The following is a 19,981-nucleotide window of genomic DNA, read 5'->3' as shown; positions in this document are numbered from 1 at the left end:
TCGCGGTTATCCGCTAAAAAATGAAGCGGAATTGTGATGAACGCCATTATCCTGGGGCAAGTCGAGCATAAATGAACGAACAGGTCGGCTTTTAATGCGTATTTGTACGTATGAGTGTTCTACTACCAATGGTAGGCTTTTGGTATTACTCCACCTTCCTTTGGATGAGGCGTGTTTATGAGTTCACCTGCCATACAGTCAGCGCTACAGCAAATGCAAGGCTTAGCTACCCAAGCAGCCCAACCTATTAAGGGAGAGCATGTTGCCACAGCGGTGGGGCAAGGCGGTTTTGGTAGTGAGCTACAAGCATCTATTCAGCGCATCAACCGTTTGCAGCAGGCTGCGAATACCAAGGCGATGGCGTTTCAGGCAGGTGAGCCGAATATTGAGCTGAGTGATGTGATGGTCGATATGCAAAAAGCGAGCGTCGCTTTTCAGATGGGGTTGCAAGTGCGTAATCGCCTGGTAACCGCCTACCGCGACGTAATGAATATGCAGGTATAAATAACACTTATTCGCTGGCGTTAATACGGAATTGATAAAAACGCTTACGAAAGAAACAAAGAAACGAAGTGGGGGAGTAAGAGAGGGTGCCAAGCCAGCGGTAGCGACGTCTCCTCTCCCATCACTCGATTAGGCTTCTAGAGAAATAAGTCGGCCTTGTAATTCCTCCAGTCGCTCTGCAACGAGCAGTACTTCTTCTGCTGGTATTTGGCGAATAACATCCCCCGTTTCACGGTCGATGACTTTCGTGATAATCCGCTCAGACTGCTCGCTTAGGGCAAATTCCAGCCCACGTGGCCGTAGTGTTTCATTGATGCGCTGTATAGGGGCTAAGAGCGCTTCTTTAGACAGCAGGCTAGGTTCATTTGGTTGGCTGCTCGGCGTACCTGGTAAGGTGCTTGTCAACGTGCTAAGTGGTGGCTGCAGAGACTGAGCTTTTAGGGTGTGCGCGGGTTGGACGGGCATTGGTTGGTAAGGTATTGATGCCGTAGAGGCAAGGTCGTCAATGAAGAGTGGGCCCATAATAGTTAATCCTTTAAAAAAAGCTGCGCAAGAGGCAGCAAAGAAAAGGTGACGAGGCCATTCATCATGCCGCTATGAGCCTCTTTCATTTTTATCGGCAAACGTATAATTAATGTCATTGTTTATAAAGCGCAGGGCTGCTTATCGGTGCAGGCTATCACACTAGCGGTCGCTTCCCGCCGTTGTTGCTCCTTTACTATAGATGAAATGGGAGGGGGAGTTAGTTTTTTCATGAGCGTACGGCAGCCAGAGGCCTTCTGGTATGCTTTGCCGCGTTGTGATGGGTATATAGACGTAGCGTAATAACTTGGCGTAATAACGTGCTGTAATAACAACGTGGTAGGGAAGCGAAACGAGAATGTCAGTCCGACCAGATGAATACGAAAGTGTTACCAGTCCTGCAGCAGTCAGCTCTCTTTTAACTACCTTGATTGAAGGGGGGGGCGTATCGCTTTGTTTAGCTACCGAGGACGCTCGCCCAGAGCCTATCGTGTTGATGGAGCAACACGCTGGGAAGACATTGGTGATGGACTTATCTTCAGTTGATCATCTGTTAAGCCGCTTACAGCAAGGTGAGTCGTTTTTTCTACGTGGCCAATCCCAGGGTAAGGTGGTGCGCACGCCGCTTTTATCGCTGACAGAGACTCGTCATGCGGGTGGACGCTTTTTATGCTGCAGCGATTACCCCGCCACTCTAGACGTGCTGCAACGCCGCGAATCGTTTCGCGCCGAGCTGCGGTTTGGTATGGCCGTACCAGCCTCGTTGAGCGGTGAAAGTGGCGAACATATTGTGGGGGAACTGCGAGACCTTTCCCAGGATGGCTGCCAAATAGAGCTACCGCTAACCGCCAGCGGTGTGCTTTCTGAAGCTGATAGGCCCCTTGCACTTGCTTTTACGTTTCCAGATGGCACCTATTTTGAAGTGCAAGGGGTGCCGCGCCATCAAAAAACCGATCCTGAGCGACACTTATTGCGGGTAGGTTTCCATTTCGCCAATTGCTCGTCCGAGCAAGAGCGACAAATTTGGTATTTTGTTTGTGAAATTGAGCGCGAAGCTGCCCGTTACAGCAAAGAAGCGCAAGAGGATCGTCAGCCATCGCCGCTGTTTGAACAACCAAGCAAGCGCGCGCCAGGAAACGAGCACGTGGGGCGGCGAGATATCCGTCGCTATGCCACGCCTATGGCACGGCGGTTGGTGAAAATAGCGGCTTATTTAGATGCTCAGTTGCTGCTTTTACAGCAAGGGAGTGACATTGACTCTCGCCAGCTGTCACGCAACGCAGATCGTCTTTTGCAGCTGCATGAAGAGGATCGCGAGGCATTGCTGTTTGCGACACGATGTCTATCGCCAGAGCCGCTATTAGTTCGCCATGGAATCGCGGTAGCGGTGCATTTGCTTGATTTGGTTGGTGCAAATATGCCTCGTGACGTACGTAAGGCGATCGTCGCGAGTGGTTTGGTGCATGACCTTGGTAAGGCACTTATTCCGCAAATACTGTTTAAGGCCCCGCATTTTGAAGCTACTCATCGCCAAGCTATGAGTGAGCATGTGTCGTTGTTACTAGGCCGCTTACAGCATTGCCAGTGGCTTTCCGCTGCCGTTGCCCAAGCGGTCATAGGCGGCATTAATGAACGCCTGGACGGCAGTGGCTATCCTGATGGCTTAACCGGTAGTGACATTAACGAACTTGCCAAAGCGAGCGCAGTGGTAGATGTGGTAGAGGCAATGCGGCGCGATCGGGCAGATCGTCCTGCCAAAACAGCGCAACAAATCTATCGGCATTTACTGAGCCATCCGCATCAATTTGACCCCCGTTGGACCAAGCGCTATATCGAGCACTTCAAACCACTACCGGTGGGGTCGCTTGCGCACTTTTCCAGTGAGCAGATGGCGTGGATTATCCGCCTTGATGCGCAGGGTGCTCCTGCTGAAGTGACGCTGACAAATCAGGCAGAGTCGCCCATGCGCGAGACATTGGGCAACACTCTGCGAGGCGATGTACTTGAACGATTAGGTAAGCCAAAACGTGAAGTGGCGGTGTCCACATAGTCGGCTAGCCTGCTCAGAAAAGACGTAAAATTTTCTGAGTGAAATATAGGTTAAATATTAAAGTCTATTAGCGAGACGCCGATATATGTTGTAACTGAGCTAATAAGCTTGTTTCTGAATGATAATAGAACAGCGCGTGTCGGCGGTTGTGGTCGCTGTTATTCGCATCAATGCTGTTATTCGCATCAATATAGGAGAGACCCGCTTATGACATACTCTCGCGGCGGCACTGTTTATGGCCGAGGTGCCAACGCCTACGCTCGCGTTGGCGTGGAAAGCGGCGTTATGTCAGCTGATCCTCATCAGCTCATCGTTATGTTGTTTGATGGTGCCCAGGCAGCCATCCGCGCGGCGCGTATTCATATGCAAGCGGGCAATACGGCTGAAAAAGGAAAGTCGATTTCCAAGGCGCTGGATATCATCAATAACGGCCTGGCAGCTGCATTAGATCAAGAAAAAGGGGGGGATATCGCAGAGCGTCTAGCGTCGCTCTATGACTATATTGCCCGCTTACTATTAGCGGCTAACCTTCGAAACGATGAAGACAGTCTCAATCAGGCAGAGCGCTTGCTTGAAGATATCGCCTCTGCATGGCGTGAAATCGGTCAACAGCAAAGTGCGTGAGGCAAAGCATGTCGGCTTCTGAAACTGCTCGTGAAAATGCCCAGCAAACGCTCATCGATGCGTACGCCAAGCTACTCACGTGTGTTAGACAAATGCACGAACTCGCCAATGCGGAGCAGTGGGCAGAGCTGATTGAGCAACGCACCCACTATGTGATGTCCGTTGAGGCGTTGCGCTCGCGTGATGCCGAAACGGTGCTTGATGAGGCGGCAAGGAAGCGCAAGGCAGAGCTGTTAGAGGGTATTCTTGAGCATGATGTGGAAATTCGCCGTCGTTTGGTGGCCAGGCGGGATGAGCTGGGAAAATTAATCAGCGTCTCTCAGCGCCAACGTAATTTACATCGTGCTTATGCGCCTCAACAAGGCGAAGTGGCGGGCTTCGACGTGCCTAGCGATCAGGAGAAGGGGTTAACGTGAGTGGCATTACGCCGCTTATTGATACGCTCATGCATCAAGTGCTTGGGCGTCAGGGCGAGCTATCCCAGCGACCGCTTAATGCTCCCGTGCAACCGGTTCCGTCAGGTGACGGCCCGCGTGCACTGCAAGGAGACTCAAGCCTTGATGGGCGACCTTTATCATCGCCCTTAGGCGATCTTAGGCGGCTACCACCATCGCTTGATGGCCAGCAGCGGCAGCCTCTTTCGGGAGATGCCTCCAATGCGCCTCCAGGTTCTACCCAAACCCATTTTAGCCCAGCTGCCCGGACCATTGCGGATGTCTTGTTACGTTTTCCCGCGCCTCCCGCCGTGATACGCCCACAAACGCCATTGATGGGGCAGCAAGAAGCGCCTTCTGCACCAGCGTTGGCAAATCGCTTAGAAGGCAGCATTCGTGATAGCGGTCTTTTTTACGAAGCTCATCTAAAACGTTGGTTTCAAGGCGACGCTTCTCGTCAGCAACTGCTGCGAGAGCCGCAAATGCAGCCAGGGCCACGCCCTATGATGTTGCCAGCCAGTGTTGCAACGTTTGCAATGCCACCTTTCGCGTCTAATGCCGCGCTGAATGCCAGCAATGCAAACGTTGCCATACTGCCGAATTCGCTGTTGCTACCTGTGGCCAGTCATCAAAATGGCGTAACGGGATCTGGCACCCCAATGCTTGCGAATACCACTCTGCCGGTAGGGGCTGCGCGTGACCTAGCGTCGGCCAGCGTTGATATGACCAGTGCACGAGCACTGGACGAGAGTGCGGTTCTGCGCGGTGGCCGCGATATTGTCCATGAAAGCTTACAGGGGCTAGTGCGCCAGCAGCTTGAGCTACTGGTGATGCCTACCATTCGTTGGGAGGGCGACGTTTGGGCGGGGATTTTTATGGCGTTAGTGGTTAACCTGCCCTCACGCGAAGGTGAACAAGAAAATGCTCAAAAGGATGCTGATGCGGAAGAGGGCTGGCGTTCGGATATGCAGCTTGATGTGCCTAATTTAGGCGCCTTCAGCGCGTCGCTAAGGCTTTATCAGTCAACACTGAGTATTGACTTAACTACGGATGATGCTTCAACCCATGCCCGCCTAGAACAAGGAATTGGGCGTTTAGAAAGCCGTCTGGCGGCGTTAGATTTTCGTAGTGTTCAGGTAAACGCCCGTCATATCACCGTGGAGAGTCATCATGGCGACGTCGGCTGATCACCGTCGCCAAGCTGTCGCGCTTGCCTACCAGAATAAGGAGCAAGCACCGCGTGTCGTGGCAAAAGGTTACGGAGAATTGGCGGAAAGAATCATGGCTGAGGCTCAACGCCAAGGAATTTATGTACACGATGCCCCTGAACTTGTGGCACTGCTGATGCAGTTAGATCTCGATGCCGAGATCCCTACCAGTTTATATCAGGTGGTGGCAGAACTGCTGGTATGGGTATTTGAGTTATCCGAAGAGGGGTTAACTCCTCGACAGGGGCGTCGGTAGCCAATACCAACGTTGTATGCAACCATGTGCTGAGAAATGTAAACAACTTTTAAGGCGTCAGTATAAAGTCATAATGAAACGCCCATGTCGTTCGATGGAACACTATGAGTCAAACAAGCTTTCTCGATGAAATTCAGGAAATTAATTTAGCGTATTTACTTCTTGCGCAGCGATTATTGGTCGAAGACCGTGAGGCGGCAATGTTTCGCCTAAAAGTAGATAGCGAGCTTGCAGATTTGCTCGTGTCTCTTAACGCTCGACAGCTGACAAAGTTGGCACGTAACAATCAGCTAATATGTCGTCTGAGCCAAACCAGTGCCCATCAGCTGCGAAAAATCACCGAAAACCCTCGGGATCAAGGGCTTTCAGGCTTACATGCGTCATTGTTGTCAGCTGGTGAGGCGTTTGAAACACTGCCTGTAGGAGAGTCAGTGTGAGCCAGAAAAGCTTGGTTGATGAAATGCACCAAGTACAGCTGGCCATAGAGCTGATTGAATTAGGTGCACGGTTACAAGTATTGGAGACAGAAACAGAGCTAAGTCGCACGCGCCTGATCAAGCTGTACAAGGAAGTACGCGGTATGTCGCCACCCAAAGGGATGCTGCCCTTCTCTGCTGACTGGTTCGTGACATGGTTGCCTAACGTACATTCGTCGCTGTTTTATAACATTTATCACAGCGTACAAAACAACACCCGTTGTGAACGTATTGATGCCTTTGTCAAAGCCTATCGCTTGTATGAAGAGCAGATAAATTTAGAAGGCGTTGAGCCGGTGTTGGGCCTAACCCGCGCATGGACGCTAGTACGATTTTTTGAAAGCGATTTACTGCAGCTTAATACGTGTACCCGCTGTGGTGGGCACTTTGTTGCCCATGCTCATAGTCCAACCCACGAGTATGTCTGTGGCATTTGTCAGCCGCCTTCGCGGGCTGGGAAGACGCGTAAAGCGCGGTGTTGAACTACAAAAATTATCTTGCCCGGTGCGGTCAGGTATATAGCCAATAAAATGCGTCTTTAACGTATAGATAGCACCAAAAGGGGTTGGTACTTTTTCATTAACACCGCCAGCGCCTGAGTAAGCTATGGCTAAGAAACGCGTGGAACCAACGCTCTGTGTTCTCTTTTTGAAACACAGGAATAGCGCTCCACTGATACAAAAACTGATATCGCAAGGATACTGCTTGTGCTGATTCCTCTGGGTTATTTGGTCGTACTGCTATCTGTCTTCGGCGGTTATGTGTTGGCAGGCGGTAGCTTAGGCCCTCTCTATCAGCCAACAGAGCTGCTTATGATTGGGGGCGCTGGCATAGGCGCATTTATTGCCGCGAACAATGGCAAAGCCATTAAGGCAACATTCAAAATCTTTCCCAGACTCAAACGCGCCAAAAAGTATAACAAAGCGTTGTATATGGAGCTGATGGCACTGCAGTACAAGCTGCTCTCTAAAATTCGCCGCGAAGGAATGTTGGGGATAGAGCGCGATATTGATAACCCCCAAGAAAGCCCGCTTTTTCAAGAGCACCCGACCGTACTTGCTGATCCGCATATTATGGACTTTTTAACTGACTATCTGCGTTTGATGGTGAGTGGCGGTATGGAGCCGATGGAAATTGACGAGCTGATGCTCCATGAAATTGAAGCCTTCGAGCAAGAGGCACATATCCCTATCGATGCCATTGCCAAAGTGGGCGATGCAATGCCTGCCTTTGGCATCGTTGCTGCCGTCATGGGGGTTATTAAAGCACTGACTTACGCTGATGCTAGTCCTGCCCAAATGGGGGAGATGATTGCCCTCGCGTTGGTCGGTACCTTCCTTGGTATTTTAATGGGATATGGTTTTATTAGCCCCGTGGCTAGCTACGCCGAGCGGCAAGCTAAAGAAGCAGAGAAGATGCTGCAGTGCATACGTGTCACCTTACTGGCTAGCTTACACGGCTATGCGCCGCAACTAGCGGTTGAATTTGGTCGCAAAGCGCTACATACCGCTGAACGGCCAAGTTTTGCAGAGTTAGAAGAGTACGTTCGTGATGCCAAAAAGAGCGGTAATGCATGAGTAAGGGGGGCGATAAACGTCCGATTATTATTCGGCGCAAAAAAGTGGTGCATGCTCACCATGGCGGTGCGTGGAAAATTGCCCTTGCTGATTTTATGACCGCTTTAATGGCACTGTTTCTAGTGATGTGGATTTTAAGTGTTTCCGACGATGAAACACGTCGTGGAGTTGCTGAGTACTTCAGCACGCCGCTCATAACGGCAATGACCAGTGGCGATCGGTCGGGCAGCACTCAAGTGATTCCGGGGGGCGGCCCAGACCCCACCCACAGCGATGGCGAACGCGCCCGCGTGGATGTGCTGCAGTATAGTCGCCCCAGCGCTCAGGAACGGCGCTTCTTTAACGATGTGCAGGCGCGCATTGAGCGTGCCATTGAGCTAGACCCAGAGCTGCGCCAGTTACGTAATCAAATGCGCTTTGATTTAACCCGCGAAGGGTTGCGTATCCAGCTATTAGATACAGAGCAGCGGCCAATGTTCGAACTTGGTAGCGATCAAGTCGCACCTTACATGCGTAATTTATTACGCACCATGGCACCGTTATTGAATGAGTTACCCAACGATCTAAGTATCAGCGGCCATACCGACAGCGTGCCTTATGCTGGTGGCTACCGCGGCTATAGCAACTGGGAACTTTCCAACGATCGGGCTAATGCTTCTCGGCGTGAATTAGTTACCGGCGGGCTTGACCCAGATCAACTGCTACGCGTATCGGGCTTTGCTGATCGTGCTAAGTTGCCTGACACTTCGCCGACTGATCCTATCAATCGGCGTATTGAGCTTGTTGTCTTGCTGCCAGAAATTGCCGAGACGATACGCAACCCAGGCATTATGAATCTTGAGAACCCATTGCCCGATGACGATGCGCCTCTAGAGGCGTTGCCACTAAGCACGCCACAGAGCGGTGAAGACGAATGAGCAGGGCTTATCACAACACTAAGACGTTTATGTGGAGCGGTGCATGGATATAGCGGACTTTTTTGACACCTTTTTTGAAGAGGCTGACGAACTGTTGGCCGATATGGAACAGCACCTGTTGGAGCTGGATGTCGATGATCCGGATAGCGAGCAACTCAATGCTATTTTCCGCGCTGCTCATTCTATTAAGGGCGGCGCGGGAACCTTTGGCTTTAGTGTGCTGCAAAAAACCACGCATATCTTTGAAAACCTGCTAGATCATGCTCGCAAAGGTGAGTTGACGTTGCGAGCTGACCTCGTTGATACCTTTTTAGAGGCAAAAGACATCATGCACGAGCAACTCGATGCCTATCGCAACGAGGAAGAACCCAACCAAGAAGCCTATGAGCGTATTTGTCATACTCTGCAGCAAATTGCGCTAGAAGAAATTGGCCAGACCTTGGATGCACCTCCCGCACCGTCACCTGTGGTTGAAAAACAAGCGCCATCTGACGCTGCCACGACGGCGCCTTCCTCTGATAGTGAGCGCCACCTTAATGTTGCGCTGTTAAATGTCAGCGAAAAAGACCGGCTTTTACTGGTTGAAGAGCTTGGACAGCTGGGCGATGTACAGTCCCACTCGGGTGATGAGAAGCGCTACGATGTCATGCTGGCCGGAGAGGTCAGTGCTGATGATATCGAAGCAGTGATGTGCTTCATTATTGAGCCTGAACAAATCGAGATTAGTGTGGTGGATGCTGTTAATGACGAAAGCGCTAGTCTCAAGGCAGAGGCACCAGCGCCGTCGGCAGACACATCCAATGGCGTCGCGGAGACCCCAGCGGCGCCCGTTAAGCCTGCCAATAGCACCCCAGCCACCGCCAAGCCGGCTAAACCCGCTGCTAAAAAAGCCGTTGCAGAATCCTCCTCTATTCGCGTATCAGTCGATAAAGTTGACCAGATTATTAACTTAGTCGGTGAGCTCATTATTACTCAGTCGATGCTCGACCAAACCGTTAGCGATCTTGACGACTCGTCTGTGGGTAACAGCTCGCTACAAAATGGTATGAGCCTGCTACAGCGTAACGCACGGGATCTTCAAGAAGCGGTGATGTCAATCCGCATGATCCCCATGGAGTTTGTCTTCAGCCGTTTTCCCCGAGTTGTGCGTGACACCGCCAGTAAACTGAATAAAGAAATTGAGCTGATTACTGAAGGTAAATCTACCGAGCTGGATAAAAGCTTGGTTGAGCGCATTACTGACCCCCTCACGCACTTGGTGCGTAACAGCTTGGATCATGGCATTGAGATGCCCGACGAGCGTGAGGCGTTAGGCAAGCCACGGGTTGGCAAACTGGTGCTCTCGGCGCGTCACCAGGGTGGCAATATTCTGATAGAAGTCCGTGATGACGGCGCTGGTATGGACCGTGACAGGCTATTGGCGAAAGCGCGTGAAAACGGTCTGAATGTGCCTGACACCGTCTCTGACGAAGAAGTTTTCCAGCTGATTTTTGCGCCTGGTTTTTCTACCGCAAAAGAAGTCACCGATGTCTCTGGCCGTGGCGTTGGCATGGATGTCGTGAAGCGTAATATCCAAGGCATGGGTGGCCGGGTTGAAATTCAGTCTAAGAAAGGTGAGGGCACTAATACACGTATTGTGTTGCCGCTGACGCTAGCCATTCTTGACGGCATGTCCATCAAAGTGGGGGGTGAGACCTTTATTTTGCCACTTTCCACCGTGCTTGAGTCGTTACAGCCTGCCGAGGGCGATATGTATGCCATGGCAGGAGACGATGTGGTGCTCAAGGTGCGCGATGAGTATCTACCGGTAATCGCTATTCATGAAGTGTTTGACGTCAAAAATGCGATCACTGATCCAACTAAAAGCATTGCCGTGATTGTTCAGGGCGAGGGGCGTCGTTACGCCATGCTGGTTGATGAGCTTGTCGGTCAGCAGCAAGTCGTCGTAAAAAACTTGGAAGACAACTATCGCAAAGTGCCTGGCGTTTCGGCGGCTACTATTTTAGGCGATGGAAGCGTGGCACTCATTTTAGACATCACAGGCTTACACCGGTTAAGCCGTGCTAAGAAAGAAGCGGGAAAAAAGGTGAATCATCCACATCTCTCTTATTACCAGGAGGCTGAGCCGTCATGAGTCAAGCAAACAATGGAGCGGTTTTAGCCGCCGCAGAGGCGGATAATCGCGAATTTTTGGTGTTCTCTTTAGGAGAAGAAGAGTACGCCATTGATATTTTAAAGGTTCAGGAAATACGTGGTTACGAAAATGTCACTCGGATTGCCAATGCGCCTGACTTTATTAAAGGAGTGACCAATCTGCGCGGTGTTATTGTGCCGATTGTTGATTTGCGTATTAAATTTAATTTGGAAAACGTTGAGTACGGTGGTCAAACGGTTGTTATTGTTGTCAATGTGGCTGACCGTGTCGTCGGTATCGTTGTCGATGGTGTTTCTGATGTGATGACGTTAACGCCCGATCAGATCAAACCCGCGCCTGAGTTTGGCGTTACGCTCTCTTCTGACTTCCTGAGCGGACTAGGTAGCCTTGAAGACCGCATGTTAGTGCTAGTGGATATTGATAAATTGCTGACCAGCGAAGAGATGGCATTAGTCGACAGCACCAGTAACCGCTAACCGTTTGTCTACCCGGCACAGGGAGTGTGCCTTTTCAGCCAAAACAACAGCCATCTCTGGTGTCATGGACAACACCGGCCAACACAGCTGTATTTGGAGTAACGCGTGTGACATCGCTAATGCGTCAAATAATGAGCAATATGACCGTGCGCCTGAGCTGGGGGCTAGTATTGGCTACCTTCTCACTATTGGTGGTCGTCGCCTGTGGAATCGGGCTATATGCACTTAATCAAGGCGTTGCCATCGTACAGGCATCCAACGATCTGCAGGCGCAGCAAGTGGTATTTAGCGAGTTCGCCACCCGTGTTCGCTGGGTGTTAATTGGCGTTGTCATCATGACGGGGTTGACGGTTGCCGTGGTGATTTGGGGGGTGACGGTTAATGTTTTGCGTCCGCTGGATCGCTTAGTCGGTTATTTTGAAAAGATGGCCAAAGGCGACTTAAGTCAACACATTGTATCGCCAGGTAACAATGAAATTGGCCGGCTGTACAGCGCAATGGCACACATGCAGTCCTCATTGTCTGAGACTGTTGGAGTGGTGCGCCAAAGCGGAGCGTCAATTTTTGAGCGCTCCCAGCATATTGCCAGTGGCAATAACGATCTCTCTTCACGCACCGAACAGCAAGCTTCTTCCCTGGAAGAAACAGCGTCTAGCATGGAGCAGCTTGCCTCGACCGTAGGCCATAATGCTGATAATGCGTTGCAAGCCAGTCAGCTCGCAAATGAAGTAACGCTCACCGCAAGACGCAGTGGCGAAGAGGTGGCCAACATCATTGAAACCATGCAAGACATCAGCGCTAGCTCCCATCAGGTCGCTGACATTATTACGGTGATTGATAACATCGCTTTTCAAACTAATATTTTGGCACTTAACGCCTCAGTAGAAGCAGCCCGCGCCGGTGAGCATGGTAAAGGATTTGCCGTCGTCGCCCAGGAAGTCCGCAGTCTTGCTAGCCGAAGCGCCAATGCGGCTAAAGAGATTCGCACGCTGATTGATGCGTCGTTAGGTAAAGTAGATGCAGGTACGCAGCGGGTGAACCATGCGGGCCAAACCATGCAGGATCTTGTCGCTGCAGTGCAGCGAGTCAATGACATTATGGATGAAATCGCAGCTGCTTCTGAAGAACAAAGTAACGGTATCGGCCAAGTTAACCAAGCAGTTGCTCAGATGGACCAAGTGGTGCAGCAAAACGCTCAGCTGGTTCAGCAGGCGGCACGCAGTGCCAATGAATTAGAAAGTGAGGCAGCGCGTCTGAGAGAGGCGGTAGAGCGCTTCCAGATTGCGTCCAGCACATCACAAGACTCTAATCCACCACGAGACTTTAATGTGCCACGAGACTCTCATCCCCCTCGTGCTCTTCAACAAGCAGCGGTTGTCCCAGCCATGACAACAAAGAAAATACCCGCTCGCCATGCAGCAGCAGATGAGTGGGAAGCGTTCTAAGCCTTGCGGTTTGAGCATCACCATTTCCTTGGCTTTACTACTAACAATAAGGCATGCGAATGCGTAATAACCAGCCAGTCACTCAACGCGAAGTTGAGCTTCGCAGTGACGACTTCCTTGTTTCTCGGACGGATCTTAAGGGGCGTATTACGTATGCGAACCCCGCCTTTATCCAGATCAGTGGTTTTGATTATGAAGAGCTGATGGGGGCGCCGCATAATCTGATTCGTCACCCGGATATGCCACCAGCAGCGTTCGAGAACTTATGGCAAACCGTAGAGAGCGGTGAAACATGGCGAGGGCTGGTTAAAAACCGCTGCAAAAATGGTGATCACTACTGGGTGAATGCCAGTGTGACGCCGATCATCGAAGAGGATGACGTGGTTGGCTACGCCTCCGTCAGAGTGCAGGCTTCGCGGGAGGCTATTGCACAGGCAGAACAGGTCTACGCTGACATACGTGAGGGCCGTAACAAGCTGTATTACTTAGAGAAGGGCCAGCTGCGCAAAAAAGGCCTAGTACAGCGCTTAAAACGGATACGGTTTGATACCCTGCGAGCTAAGTTAACGGGCATGATTGTCGTGGCTGGTGCGCTACTGTTGCTGAGCGGTGGCCTGGGATTATATAGCCTCAATCTGGCCGGAGAGCGTCTCGCCGTGCTTAATAATGATGGCCTGCAAGACGTTATCCGCCTGCAGCAAATTGACCAAACCATCGCTCAAACCCGCCAAGCCATGATTGAGCCAGAGCGAATGGAGCTGATCAAACAGCGCTTTGAAATGGGCGAAATGGTTGCCGATAACGCAGCAGCGGTTGAACAAGCCTGGCAGCAGTATTACTCCCGTGATGTTAACACTGACGCGCTGGCGACGTCGTTCAACGAGCGGCTGCAGTCGTTTTTAGACAATGGCATGCTGCAGGCGGCCAATGTATTACAAGCGGAAGAAACGTATCTAGCGTTTACTGGCTTAGACGCTGTGATTAACGTGATGAATAACGAAGGGCGTGAACTCTCTTCCCTGGTGAACCAGCTCATCGCCCAAAAGCAGGCCGCCGCTGAAGCGATGGCCGCCGATGCCGAGCAAGGTCAAGCCAGAATGCTCAATGCTCAAGCCACTGTTCTGGGCGTTGGTTTGTTAGCACTTATCTTCCTCGGGGTGATGATGCTACGTTCCATTGTCCGGCCGCTAAAAAGTGCGTCTCGCTTCACGTTGCAGATAGCAGGAGGGAACTTAGCGGCGAAAGTTCCACCGCATCAACGTGATGAGGTGGGGCTACTCATGGAATCGCTGAATACGATGCGCAAAAGCTTGAGCAGTCTCATCAGCGAAGTTAAAGACGGTATCAATGTGGTCACTCCTGCGGCTAAAGAGATTGCCAGCGGCAATGAGGCTCTATCGTCGCGCACTGAACAGCAGGCCGCATCATTACAGCAAACGGCCTCCAGCATGGAAGAAATGACCACCACGGTGCGTCAAAATAGCGATAACGCTCAAGAAGCACGTCGTCTTGCCGATAACAATACTACGCAAGTGGCGCAGACTGGGGAGCTCATGGCGCAGTTAGTTGAGAATATGCAACGGATTACGCAAAGCTCACAACAAATGACGGATATCATTAACGTCATTGACTCGATTGCTTTCCAAACCAATATTCTGGCACTTAATGCCTCAGTAGAAGCTGCCAGAGCGGGCGAGCATGGCCGTGGCTTCGCAGTAGTGGCTGATGAAGTGCGTAAGTTGGCGGGCCGCAGTGCTAATGCGTCGCAAGAGATTCGAGGGCTGATTGATGGCTCTAACAAAGAAGTCAATGCCGGTGCTGGACTAGTTAAAAAAGCCGAAAAAGCCATTGGTGAAGTTGCCGAAGCGGCGCGCAGCGTTACACAGATTATGCACGATATTTCGTCAGCATCTGAGGAGCAGAGTCATGGTATTGCGGAAGTAAACCAAGCCGTTACCGAAATGGATCAAGCAACACAACAAAACGCCTTACGTGTTCAGGAAACGGCACGCGCCGCCGTGGCATTAGAACAACAGGCCGGTTTACTGGCTCTCTCTGTCGAAGCCTTCCGCTTAAATAACCGGTGTGAGCAGGGCGAGTTGAAACCAATATCTGCTGCTGTTCGCAGTATTAATGCGGTTCAACCTATTGAACGCCCGAACAAAGCATCTTCGTTGTCAACCACGCGGCAGCTGGCCTCAGCAGAGGAGTGGGAAGAATTTTGACAGACCATCGCGAGCGAGGAGTTGACGCCGGTCAGTGGACATCGGGAGGTATTGAGCGCGACCTAGTGCTAACGGATGCCGACTTTGCGCGGATAAGAGAGCTTATTTATCTGCGCGCTGGCATCGTGCTGGCTGAGCATAAGCGTGAAATGGTCTATAGCCGTTTAGCAAAGCGGTTGCGCCATTACGGCATCACTCGGTTTACCGACTATTTGACGCGCTTAGAGCGTCAGCCTGACGCTAAAGAGTGGGAAGCATTTACTAACGCGCTAACCACTAACCTCACCGCTTTTTTTCGTGAGGCGCACCACTTCCCCCTATTAGCTGAGCATATTAAGCAGCAGCAAACACCTGTCACCATATGGTGTTCGGCAGCATCTACCGGGGAGGAGCCGTACTCAATTGCGATGACGCTCTTAGAGACGCTAGGGCCAAAAGCTGCACAGGCGAAGGTGATTGCCACCGATATTGATACCGACGCGCTTAGCAAAGCGCGCGCGGGCATTTATCCGCTTGAGCAAGTGCGCAAGTTAGACGAAGTGCGGGTAAAACGATTTTTTCAGAAAGGCACCGGCGGCCATGCGGGCTTGGCGCGCATCCGGCCGGAAGTGTCGTCGTTGGTAGAGTTTCTACCGCTTAACCTGCTGGCGCCGCAGTGGCCGGTAAAAGGTCCCTTTGATGCCGTTTTTTGCCGCAACATCATGATCTATTTCGATAAAGATACCCAGGCAAAGATCTTAAAACGGTTTGCTCCGTTGATGAAGCCGGACGCGTTACTGTTTGCCGGCCATTCGGAAAACTTTTCGTATATCAGTGATGCATTCAAGCTGCGTGGGCAGACGGTTTACACCCTCGCTAAAAGATAAATCGGTTACGTGCGTTTACTCCTTTTTGGCAATCGCCTTATCGGAGTGGGTTGGCACACAGGTGGCTACCGTATAAAGGAGGCGTGCTTTGAACGCAGCCAAAATCAAAGTGTTGTGCGTCGATGACTCGGCGCTGATTCGAGACTTGTTGACTGAGATAATCAACTCACAGCCAGACATGGAAGTCGTCGCCGTGGCGCCTGACCCCATTGCAGCTAGAGATTTAATCAAGCAGCACAATCCTGATGTACTGACACTTGACGTGGAAATGCCGCGGATGGATGGGCTTGATTTCCTTGAGCGACTAATGCGACTCCGCCCTATGCCAGTGCTCATGGTGTCATCGCTAACCCAAAGTGGCTCAGAAATTACGCTGCGTGCCTTAGAGCTAGGAGCGTTGGATTTTGTCGCCAAGCCAAGCTTGGGTATTCGTAATGGCATGATGGAATATGCGGCTGAAATTACCGATAAACTGCGTGCGGCTGCTCGCTCGCGTCCACGCCAAGCCCGTCACAAAAATGCGCCACCGCCCACGCAGCTGAAAGCTCCTATGGTCTCCAGTGAGAAGCTCATTATTATCGGCGCTTCTACCGGCGGTACCGAGGCGATTCGTTCGGTTCTTGAGCCGCTTCCTGCGAATGCGCCTGCCATTTTGATTACTCAGCACATGCCCGGAGGCTTTACGCGCTCCTTTGCTGAGCGGCTGGATAGGCTGTGCCGTATTAGCGTAAAAGAAGCCACCGATGGCGAGCGGGTCTTACCAGGCCATGCCTATATTGCACCGGGTGACCAACATCTTGAGCTTGTACGTAGCGGTGCTAACTACGTGGCGCGCCTTAATGATGGCCCACCGGTGAATCGTCATCGCCCCTCTGTGGATGTGTTATTCCGTTCTGCCGCAAAACATGCAGGGAAAAATGCCATTGGGGTGATTTTGACCGGGATGGGGAAAGACGGCGCCACAGGACTGTTAGAAATGCGTCAAGCGGGAGCTGCCACCATTGCCCAAAACGAAGAAAGCTGTGTGGTATTTGGCATGCCAAGAGAAGCCATCGCAGTAGGGGGAGCGGTAGATGTGGTTGCTTTAGAGGATATTCCATCACGCTTGATGGCCTTAATTGCCGCTTCAGGGCGTGCTCAGCGGGTATAACCACCCCATTACGATTATTATAAGGGGCACAAAAAATGACACGCTCACTGCGTCAGATCAATATTCATTCCGCGGTTATCGTCGCGCTTGCTTGCTTTGCCATCCTAATCCTGGTGTTAGCCAGTATTAGCTTCCTGTCAGATCGCAATGCTCAGGCTAATTTGTCAACCTATAGCCTCATCAGTAATGGTCAGCTCAACGAGATTAATCGCGCAGACTCGTTGCTCAACCAGGCGATGCTGGCCATGGAAACAGCATCTAACTTTTTAATGGTCGGTCAAACACGTCAATCCAATGCCCAGGTCGATATTGCTCTGGATCGAATTGAGCGCGCCGAAGAGCGTTTTGAGAGCTTTGTTGCAACTCCTCGGACTGACCAGGGTGAAGCCCTAGGCAATACCTTAGAGACAGACTTCCGTGAGGTTATTGGCTTAGTTAAACAGCAGCATGCAACGTTCGAAACAATGGACATTAATACTTTTAACCGGCTTAGAGGAGAGCTGGTTGAACCACTCAGCAAGTTGTCCAATAGTGTTACCGCCTTCGTGCAGTATGGGTTTCAACGTGTAGAAAGCATTCGTAGCGAAGCCGAGATCCAAGGCAATAGGTTTATGCTAATCAACGTGTTTGCCGTCACCATCGCGCTTTTGGTGACGCTGATAATTTACGTTGCTTTACGCCGCACGGTCATCGCACCACTAAACGACGCGGTAAGACGTCTAGACAAAATTTCCCAGGCCGATTTAACGGAGCCTGTCCCCGCCTCAGGCAATAATGAAGTCGGTCGGTTGTTTGCAGCAATGGGCACGATGCAGCAAAACCTGACGGCGATTGTGACCCGGGTGCGTGAAGGTAGCAGTGAAATTCATCACGGTACTCAGGAGATCGCGAGAGGCAACGCAGACTTGTCTGCGCGCACAGAACAGCAGGCCGCGTCGATTGAAGAAACGGCTGCCAGCATGGAGCAGATGACGGCAACGGTTAAGCAGAATGCCGATAATGCCCGCCAGGCAAGCACCTTGGCAGCAGATGCTTCCACCACTGCTGAGCAAGGCGGGCAAGTGGTAGAGCAAGTAGTGAACACCATGCACGGTATTTCTACCAGTTCCCAGAAGGTCGCCGATATTACCAGTGTCATTGACTCTATTGCTTTTCAAACCAATATCTTGGCACTTAATGCCTCTGTAGAAGCGGCGCGTGCCGGAGAGCAAGGGCGTGGTTTTGCCGTCGTAGCCGGCGAGGTACGCAACCTTGCTAGCCGCAGTGCGGATGCTGCTAAAGAGATTAAAACGCTGATTGAGGCCTCTGTTTCCCAAATCAAGCAAGGCTCTACGCTGGTAGAACAAGCGGGTTCCACGATGGTTGATGTGGTGACTGCCGTTCGTCGAGTGACCGATATTATGGATGAAATTTCCGCTGCATCTCAGGAACAAAGCGACGGTATCACGCAGGTAAGCCAAGCCGTGGGGCAGATGGATGAAACAACTCAGCAGAATGCCTCATTAGTGCAAGAAGCCACTGCCGCAGCGATGTCGCTTGAGGAGCAGGCAAACAAGCTAGAAGAGGCGGTGGCTGTCTTTGCTTTGTTGACTGACCATGGTGAACCACAGCGCCAAGCGCTGCCACCCAGCCCTCAACAATCACGTGAGCCGACAGCTAAGCACGTGGCTACGCCGCGCCGCACGCCTGAACCTGCCGATCACGACGCTTGGGAAGCATTTTAATGGGACAACACCAATAGTAGCTTAAATCGATAGTTTAATTAGTTACTTAGCAGGCGGTTTTTGGTTTGGTTTTAAAGCTGTTTTATGAATGTTGTGGATGTTGTTTATAAACGTTGCTTTGACGACTGGCTTAAAACAGCCTGTTTTAAGAATGATTGTGACGACATACTTTGAACGAGAGGATGACCGATGGCCGACAAGAATATGAGTTTTTTAGTAGTTGACGACTTTCCCACCATGCGTCGGATTGTTCGTAGCTTGCTAAAAGAGCTAGGTTTTACCAATGTCGATGAAGCGGAAGATGGCCAAGATGCCTTAAATAAGCTGCGCGCTGGAAACTTCGAGTTCGTCGTATCTGATTGGAATATGCCCAATCTAGACGGCTTAGAAATGCTTAAAGAAATTCGTCAAGATGAGGCGTTAAAAGGCTTGCCAGTATTAATGGTGACCGCAGAAGCCAAGAAAGAGAACATCATCGCGGCTGCCCAAGCGGGTGCTAATGGCTACGTCGTAAAACCATTTACTGCTGCCACACTCGAAGAGAAGCTAAACAAAATTTTCGAGAAAATGGGTAAATGACGCGGCAGCGCCTGAGTACTCGGTTAACGAGGAGATAACACGATGAGTCAGCATGAGCAGGCTAGCGATACCCAGCTGTCCGAAGATGCTGCGGAAGATTTGATCTTTCGCATCGGTAAGCTTACTCGCATGTTGCGCGATAATATGCGCGAGTTGGGCCTAGATAAAGAGATCGAAAAAGCAGCGGAAGCTATTCCTGACGCGCGTGATCGATTGCATTATGTGGCGACCATGACCGAGCAGGCGGCTGATCGTGCGTTAAATGCTATTGACCGAGCGCAGCCCTTGCAAGACCAGCTTTCAGATCGTGCTGAAGCGTTGGATAAGCGCTGGTCTGAGTGGTTTGAAGCGCCAAAAGAGCTTGATGATGCCAAGGCGTTGGTAAAAGAGACACGAACGTATCTGAGTGACGTACCCACTATCGCTGCCGCCACGAACAAAGAGCTGCTCGATATTATGATGGCGCAGGATTTCCAGGATCTTACCGGCCAAGTTATCAAGAAGATGATGGATGTCATTCGTGAGATTGAGCATCAGCTTGTGCAGGTATTAATCGATAATGTGCCTGGTGCTCAGGCAAGAGAGTCGATGCAGCGCAAAGCAGAAGATCAGTGGAAAAATGATAATGCGCGTCGCAATGAAGAGCTGTTGAACGGTCCTCAGGTGAAGGAAAATTCTCCTGATATTGTTACCGGTCAGGACCAAGTAGACGACTTATTGGACGAATTGGGCTTTTAATGGGTGGTTATTAAGACATTGTAACGCCCTACCTATGGCAGTATAGGCTTCCATT

20 protein-coding genes are annotated in these 19,981 nt (G+C 51.2%); 19 read left to right on the top strand and 1 reads right to left on the bottom strand.

Going from position 1 to position 19,981, the window contains the following annotated elements:
- The first annotated feature begins 177 nt into the window (after positions 1-177).
- Positions 178-504, top strand: a complete 327-nt coding sequence (gene fliE, locus CR46_RS0115590) for a flagellar hook-basal body complex protein FliE (RefSeq protein ID WP_030074280.1) — start codon at positions 178-180, stop codon at positions 502-504.
- 129 nt (positions 505-633) lie between these two features.
- Here fliE and CR46_RS0115585 read toward each other — a convergent pair whose 3' ends face one another.
- Positions 634-1,026: a flagellar protein FlaG gene (locus tag CR46_RS0115585; RefSeq protein WP_030074279.1), complete on the bottom strand. Its 393-nt coding sequence runs from the start codon at positions 1,024-1,026 to the stop codon at positions 634-636.
- A gap of 358 nt (positions 1,027-1,384) precedes the next feature.
- Between CR46_RS0115585 and CR46_RS0115580 the strand changes: the two genes are divergently transcribed.
- The 18 genes from CR46_RS0115580 to cheZ all read left to right on the top strand — a co-directional run bounded on the left by CR46_RS0115580 (position 1,385) and on the right by cheZ (position 19,926).
- The gene (locus CR46_RS0115580; RefSeq protein WP_030074278.1) at positions 1,385-3,076 is read left to right on the top strand and encodes an HD domain-containing phosphohydrolase; all 1,692 of its coding nucleotides are present in this window, start codon (positions 1,385-1,387) and stop codon (positions 3,074-3,076) included.
- Positions 3,077-3,283: 207 nt separating this feature from the next.
- Positions 3,284-3,700, top strand: coding sequence for a flagellar export chaperone FliS (fliS, locus tag CR46_RS0115575; protein WP_030074277.1), 417 nt, complete (start codon positions 3,284-3,286; stop codon positions 3,698-3,700).
- A gap of 8 nt (positions 3,701-3,708) precedes the next feature.
- On the top strand, positions 3,709-4,116 hold the full coding sequence (gene fliT / locus CR46_RS0115570; protein WP_030074276.1) for a flagellar protein FliT: 408 nt from the start codon (positions 3,709-3,711) through the stop codon (positions 4,114-4,116).
- Positions 4,113-5,321 carry a flagellar hook-length control protein FliK gene (fliK, locus tag CR46_RS0115565; RefSeq protein ID WP_030074275.1) on the top strand — a complete coding sequence of 403 codons (1,209 nt, stop codon included), beginning with the start codon at positions 4,113-4,115 and terminating at the stop codon, positions 5,319-5,321. The genes fliT and fliK overlap by 4 nt, the downstream gene beginning before the upstream one ends.
- On the top strand, positions 5,305-5,598 hold the full coding sequence (locus CR46_RS0115560; RefSeq protein WP_030074274.1) for an EscU/YscU/HrcU family type III secretion system export apparatus switch protein: 294 nt from the start codon (positions 5,305-5,307) through the stop codon (positions 5,596-5,598). The genes fliK and CR46_RS0115560 overlap by 17 nt, the downstream gene beginning before the upstream one ends.
- 104 nt (positions 5,599-5,702) lie before the next feature.
- The gene (gene flhD, locus CR46_RS0115555) at positions 5,703-6,035 is read left to right on the top strand and encodes a flagellar transcriptional regulator FlhD (protein ID WP_030074273.1); all 333 of its coding nucleotides are present in this window, start codon (positions 5,703-5,705) and stop codon (positions 6,033-6,035) included.
- A complete protein-coding gene (flhC, locus tag CR46_RS0115550) occupies positions 6,032-6,556 on the top strand; it encodes a flagellar transcriptional regulator FlhC (RefSeq protein ID WP_030074272.1) in 525 nt (174 codons plus the stop codon). The genes flhD and flhC overlap by 4 nt, the downstream gene beginning before the upstream one ends.
- 225 nt (positions 6,557-6,781) lie before the next feature.
- Positions 6,782-7,651, top strand: a complete 870-nt coding sequence (motA, locus tag CR46_RS0115545) for a flagellar motor stator protein MotA (RefSeq protein WP_030074271.1) — start codon at positions 6,782-6,784, stop codon at positions 7,649-7,651.
- Positions 7,648-8,568 (top strand): flagellar motor protein MotB, encoded by a 921-nt coding sequence (gene motB / locus CR46_RS0115540; protein ID WP_030074270.1) that lies wholly within the window; start codon positions 7,648-7,650, stop codon positions 8,566-8,568. The genes motA and motB overlap by 4 nt, the downstream gene beginning before the upstream one ends.
- Before the next feature lie 43 nt (positions 8,569-8,611).
- Positions 8,612-10,702, top strand: a complete 2,091-nt coding sequence (gene cheA / locus CR46_RS0115535; RefSeq protein WP_030074269.1) for a chemotaxis protein CheA — start codon at positions 8,612-8,614, stop codon at positions 10,700-10,702.
- Positions 10,699-11,199, top strand: a complete 501-nt coding sequence (cheW, locus tag CR46_RS0115530; protein ID WP_030074268.1) for a chemotaxis protein CheW — start codon at positions 10,699-10,701, stop codon at positions 11,197-11,199. Before cheA ends, cheW begins: the two co-directional genes overlap by 4 nt.
- 131 nt (positions 11,200-11,330) lie before the next feature.
- Positions 11,331-12,644, top strand: a complete 1,314-nt coding sequence (locus CR46_RS0115525; protein WP_030074267.1) for a methyl-accepting chemotaxis protein — start codon at positions 11,331-11,333, stop codon at positions 12,642-12,644.
- A gap of 59 nt (positions 12,645-12,703) precedes the next feature.
- Positions 12,704-14,869, top strand: coding sequence for a methyl-accepting chemotaxis protein (locus CR46_RS0115520; RefSeq protein ID WP_030074266.1), 2,166 nt, complete (start codon positions 12,704-12,706; stop codon positions 14,867-14,869).
- A complete protein-coding gene (locus tag CR46_RS0115515; RefSeq protein WP_030074265.1) occupies positions 14,866-15,735 on the top strand; it encodes a CheR family methyltransferase in 870 nt (289 codons plus the stop codon). Before CR46_RS0115520 ends, CR46_RS0115515 begins: the two co-directional genes overlap by 4 nt.
- A gap of 88 nt (positions 15,736-15,823) precedes the next feature.
- The gene (locus CR46_RS0115510) at positions 15,824-16,885 is read left to right on the top strand and encodes a protein-glutamate methylesterase/protein-glutamine glutaminase (RefSeq protein ID WP_030074264.1); all 1,062 of its coding nucleotides are present in this window, start codon (positions 15,824-15,826) and stop codon (positions 16,883-16,885) included.
- A 35-nt stretch (positions 16,886-16,920) separates the two neighbouring features.
- Positions 16,921-18,609, top strand: coding sequence for a methyl-accepting chemotaxis protein (locus CR46_RS0115505; RefSeq protein ID WP_030074263.1), 1,689 nt, complete (start codon positions 16,921-16,923; stop codon positions 18,607-18,609).
- Positions 18,610-18,798: 189 nt separating this feature from the next.
- Positions 18,799-19,188: a chemotaxis response regulator CheY gene (gene cheY, locus CR46_RS0115500; RefSeq protein WP_030074262.1), complete on the top strand. Its 390-nt coding sequence runs from the start codon at positions 18,799-18,801 to the stop codon at positions 19,186-19,188.
- A 42-nt stretch (positions 19,189-19,230) separates the two neighbouring features.
- Positions 19,231-19,926 (top strand): protein phosphatase CheZ, encoded by a 696-nt coding sequence (cheZ, locus tag CR46_RS0115495; protein WP_030074261.1) that lies wholly within the window; start codon positions 19,231-19,233, stop codon positions 19,924-19,926.
- The last annotated feature ends 55 nt before the right edge of the window (positions 19,927-19,981 follow it).

The sequence above is a fragment of the Vreelandella neptunia genome (genome assembly GCF_000712975.1).
GTDB lineage: Bacteria > Pseudomonadota > Gammaproteobacteria > Pseudomonadales > Halomonadaceae > Vreelandella > Vreelandella qaidamensis.
This window is presented reverse-complemented; position numbering and strand designations above follow the sequence as displayed.

What these genes read in the sequence shown, in the direction of transcription:
- CR46_RS0115525 (WP_030074267.1), top strand. Translation starts at nt 11,331, where the DNA reads ATGAGCAATATGACCGTGCGCCTGAGCTGGGGGCTAGTATTGGCTACC.
- CR46_RS0115505 (WP_030074263.1), top strand. Translation starts at nt 16,921, where the DNA reads ATGACACGCTCACTGCGTCAGATCAATATTCATTCCGCGGTTATCGTC.
- flhD (WP_030074273.1), top strand. Translation starts at nt 5,703, where the DNA reads ATGAGTCAAACAAGCTTTCTCGATGAAATTCAGGAAATTAATTTAGCG.
- CR46_RS0115520 (WP_030074266.1), top strand. Translation starts at nt 12,704, where the DNA reads ATGCGTAATAACCAGCCAGTCACTCAACGCGAAGTTGAGCTTCGCAGT.
- CR46_RS0115580 (WP_030074278.1), top strand. Translation starts at nt 1,385, where the DNA reads ATGTCAGTCCGACCAGATGAATACGAAAGTGTTACCAGTCCTGCAGCA.
- CR46_RS0115560 (WP_030074274.1), top strand. Translation starts at nt 5,305, where the DNA reads ATGGCGACGTCGGCTGATCACCGTCGCCAAGCTGTCGCGCTTGCCTAC.
- cheY (WP_030074262.1), top strand. Translation starts at nt 18,799, where the DNA reads ATGGCCGACAAGAATATGAGTTTTTTAGTAGTTGACGACTTTCCCACC.
- fliT (WP_030074276.1), top strand. Translation starts at nt 3,709, where the DNA reads ATGTCGGCTTCTGAAACTGCTCGTGAAAATGCCCAGCAAACGCTCATC.
- motB (WP_030074270.1), top strand. Translation starts at nt 7,648, where the DNA reads ATGAGTAAGGGGGGCGATAAACGTCCGATTATTATTCGGCGCAAAAAA.
- cheW (WP_030074268.1), top strand. Translation starts at nt 10,699, where the DNA reads ATGAGTCAAGCAAACAATGGAGCGGTTTTAGCCGCCGCAGAGGCGGAT.
- fliE (WP_030074280.1), top strand. Translation starts at nt 178, where the DNA reads ATGAGTTCACCTGCCATACAGTCAGCGCTACAGCAAATGCAAGGCTTA.
- fliS (WP_030074277.1), top strand. Translation starts at nt 3,284, where the DNA reads ATGACATACTCTCGCGGCGGCACTGTTTATGGCCGAGGTGCCAACGCC.
- CR46_RS0115585 (WP_030074279.1), bottom strand. Translation starts at nt 1,026, where the DNA reads ATGGGCCCACTCTTCATTGACGACCTTGCCTCTACGGCATCAATACCT.
- cheA (WP_030074269.1), top strand. Translation starts at nt 8,612, where the DNA reads ATGGATATAGCGGACTTTTTTGACACCTTTTTTGAAGAGGCTGACGAA.
- cheZ (WP_030074261.1), top strand. Translation starts at nt 19,231, where the DNA reads ATGAGTCAGCATGAGCAGGCTAGCGATACCCAGCTGTCCGAAGATGCT.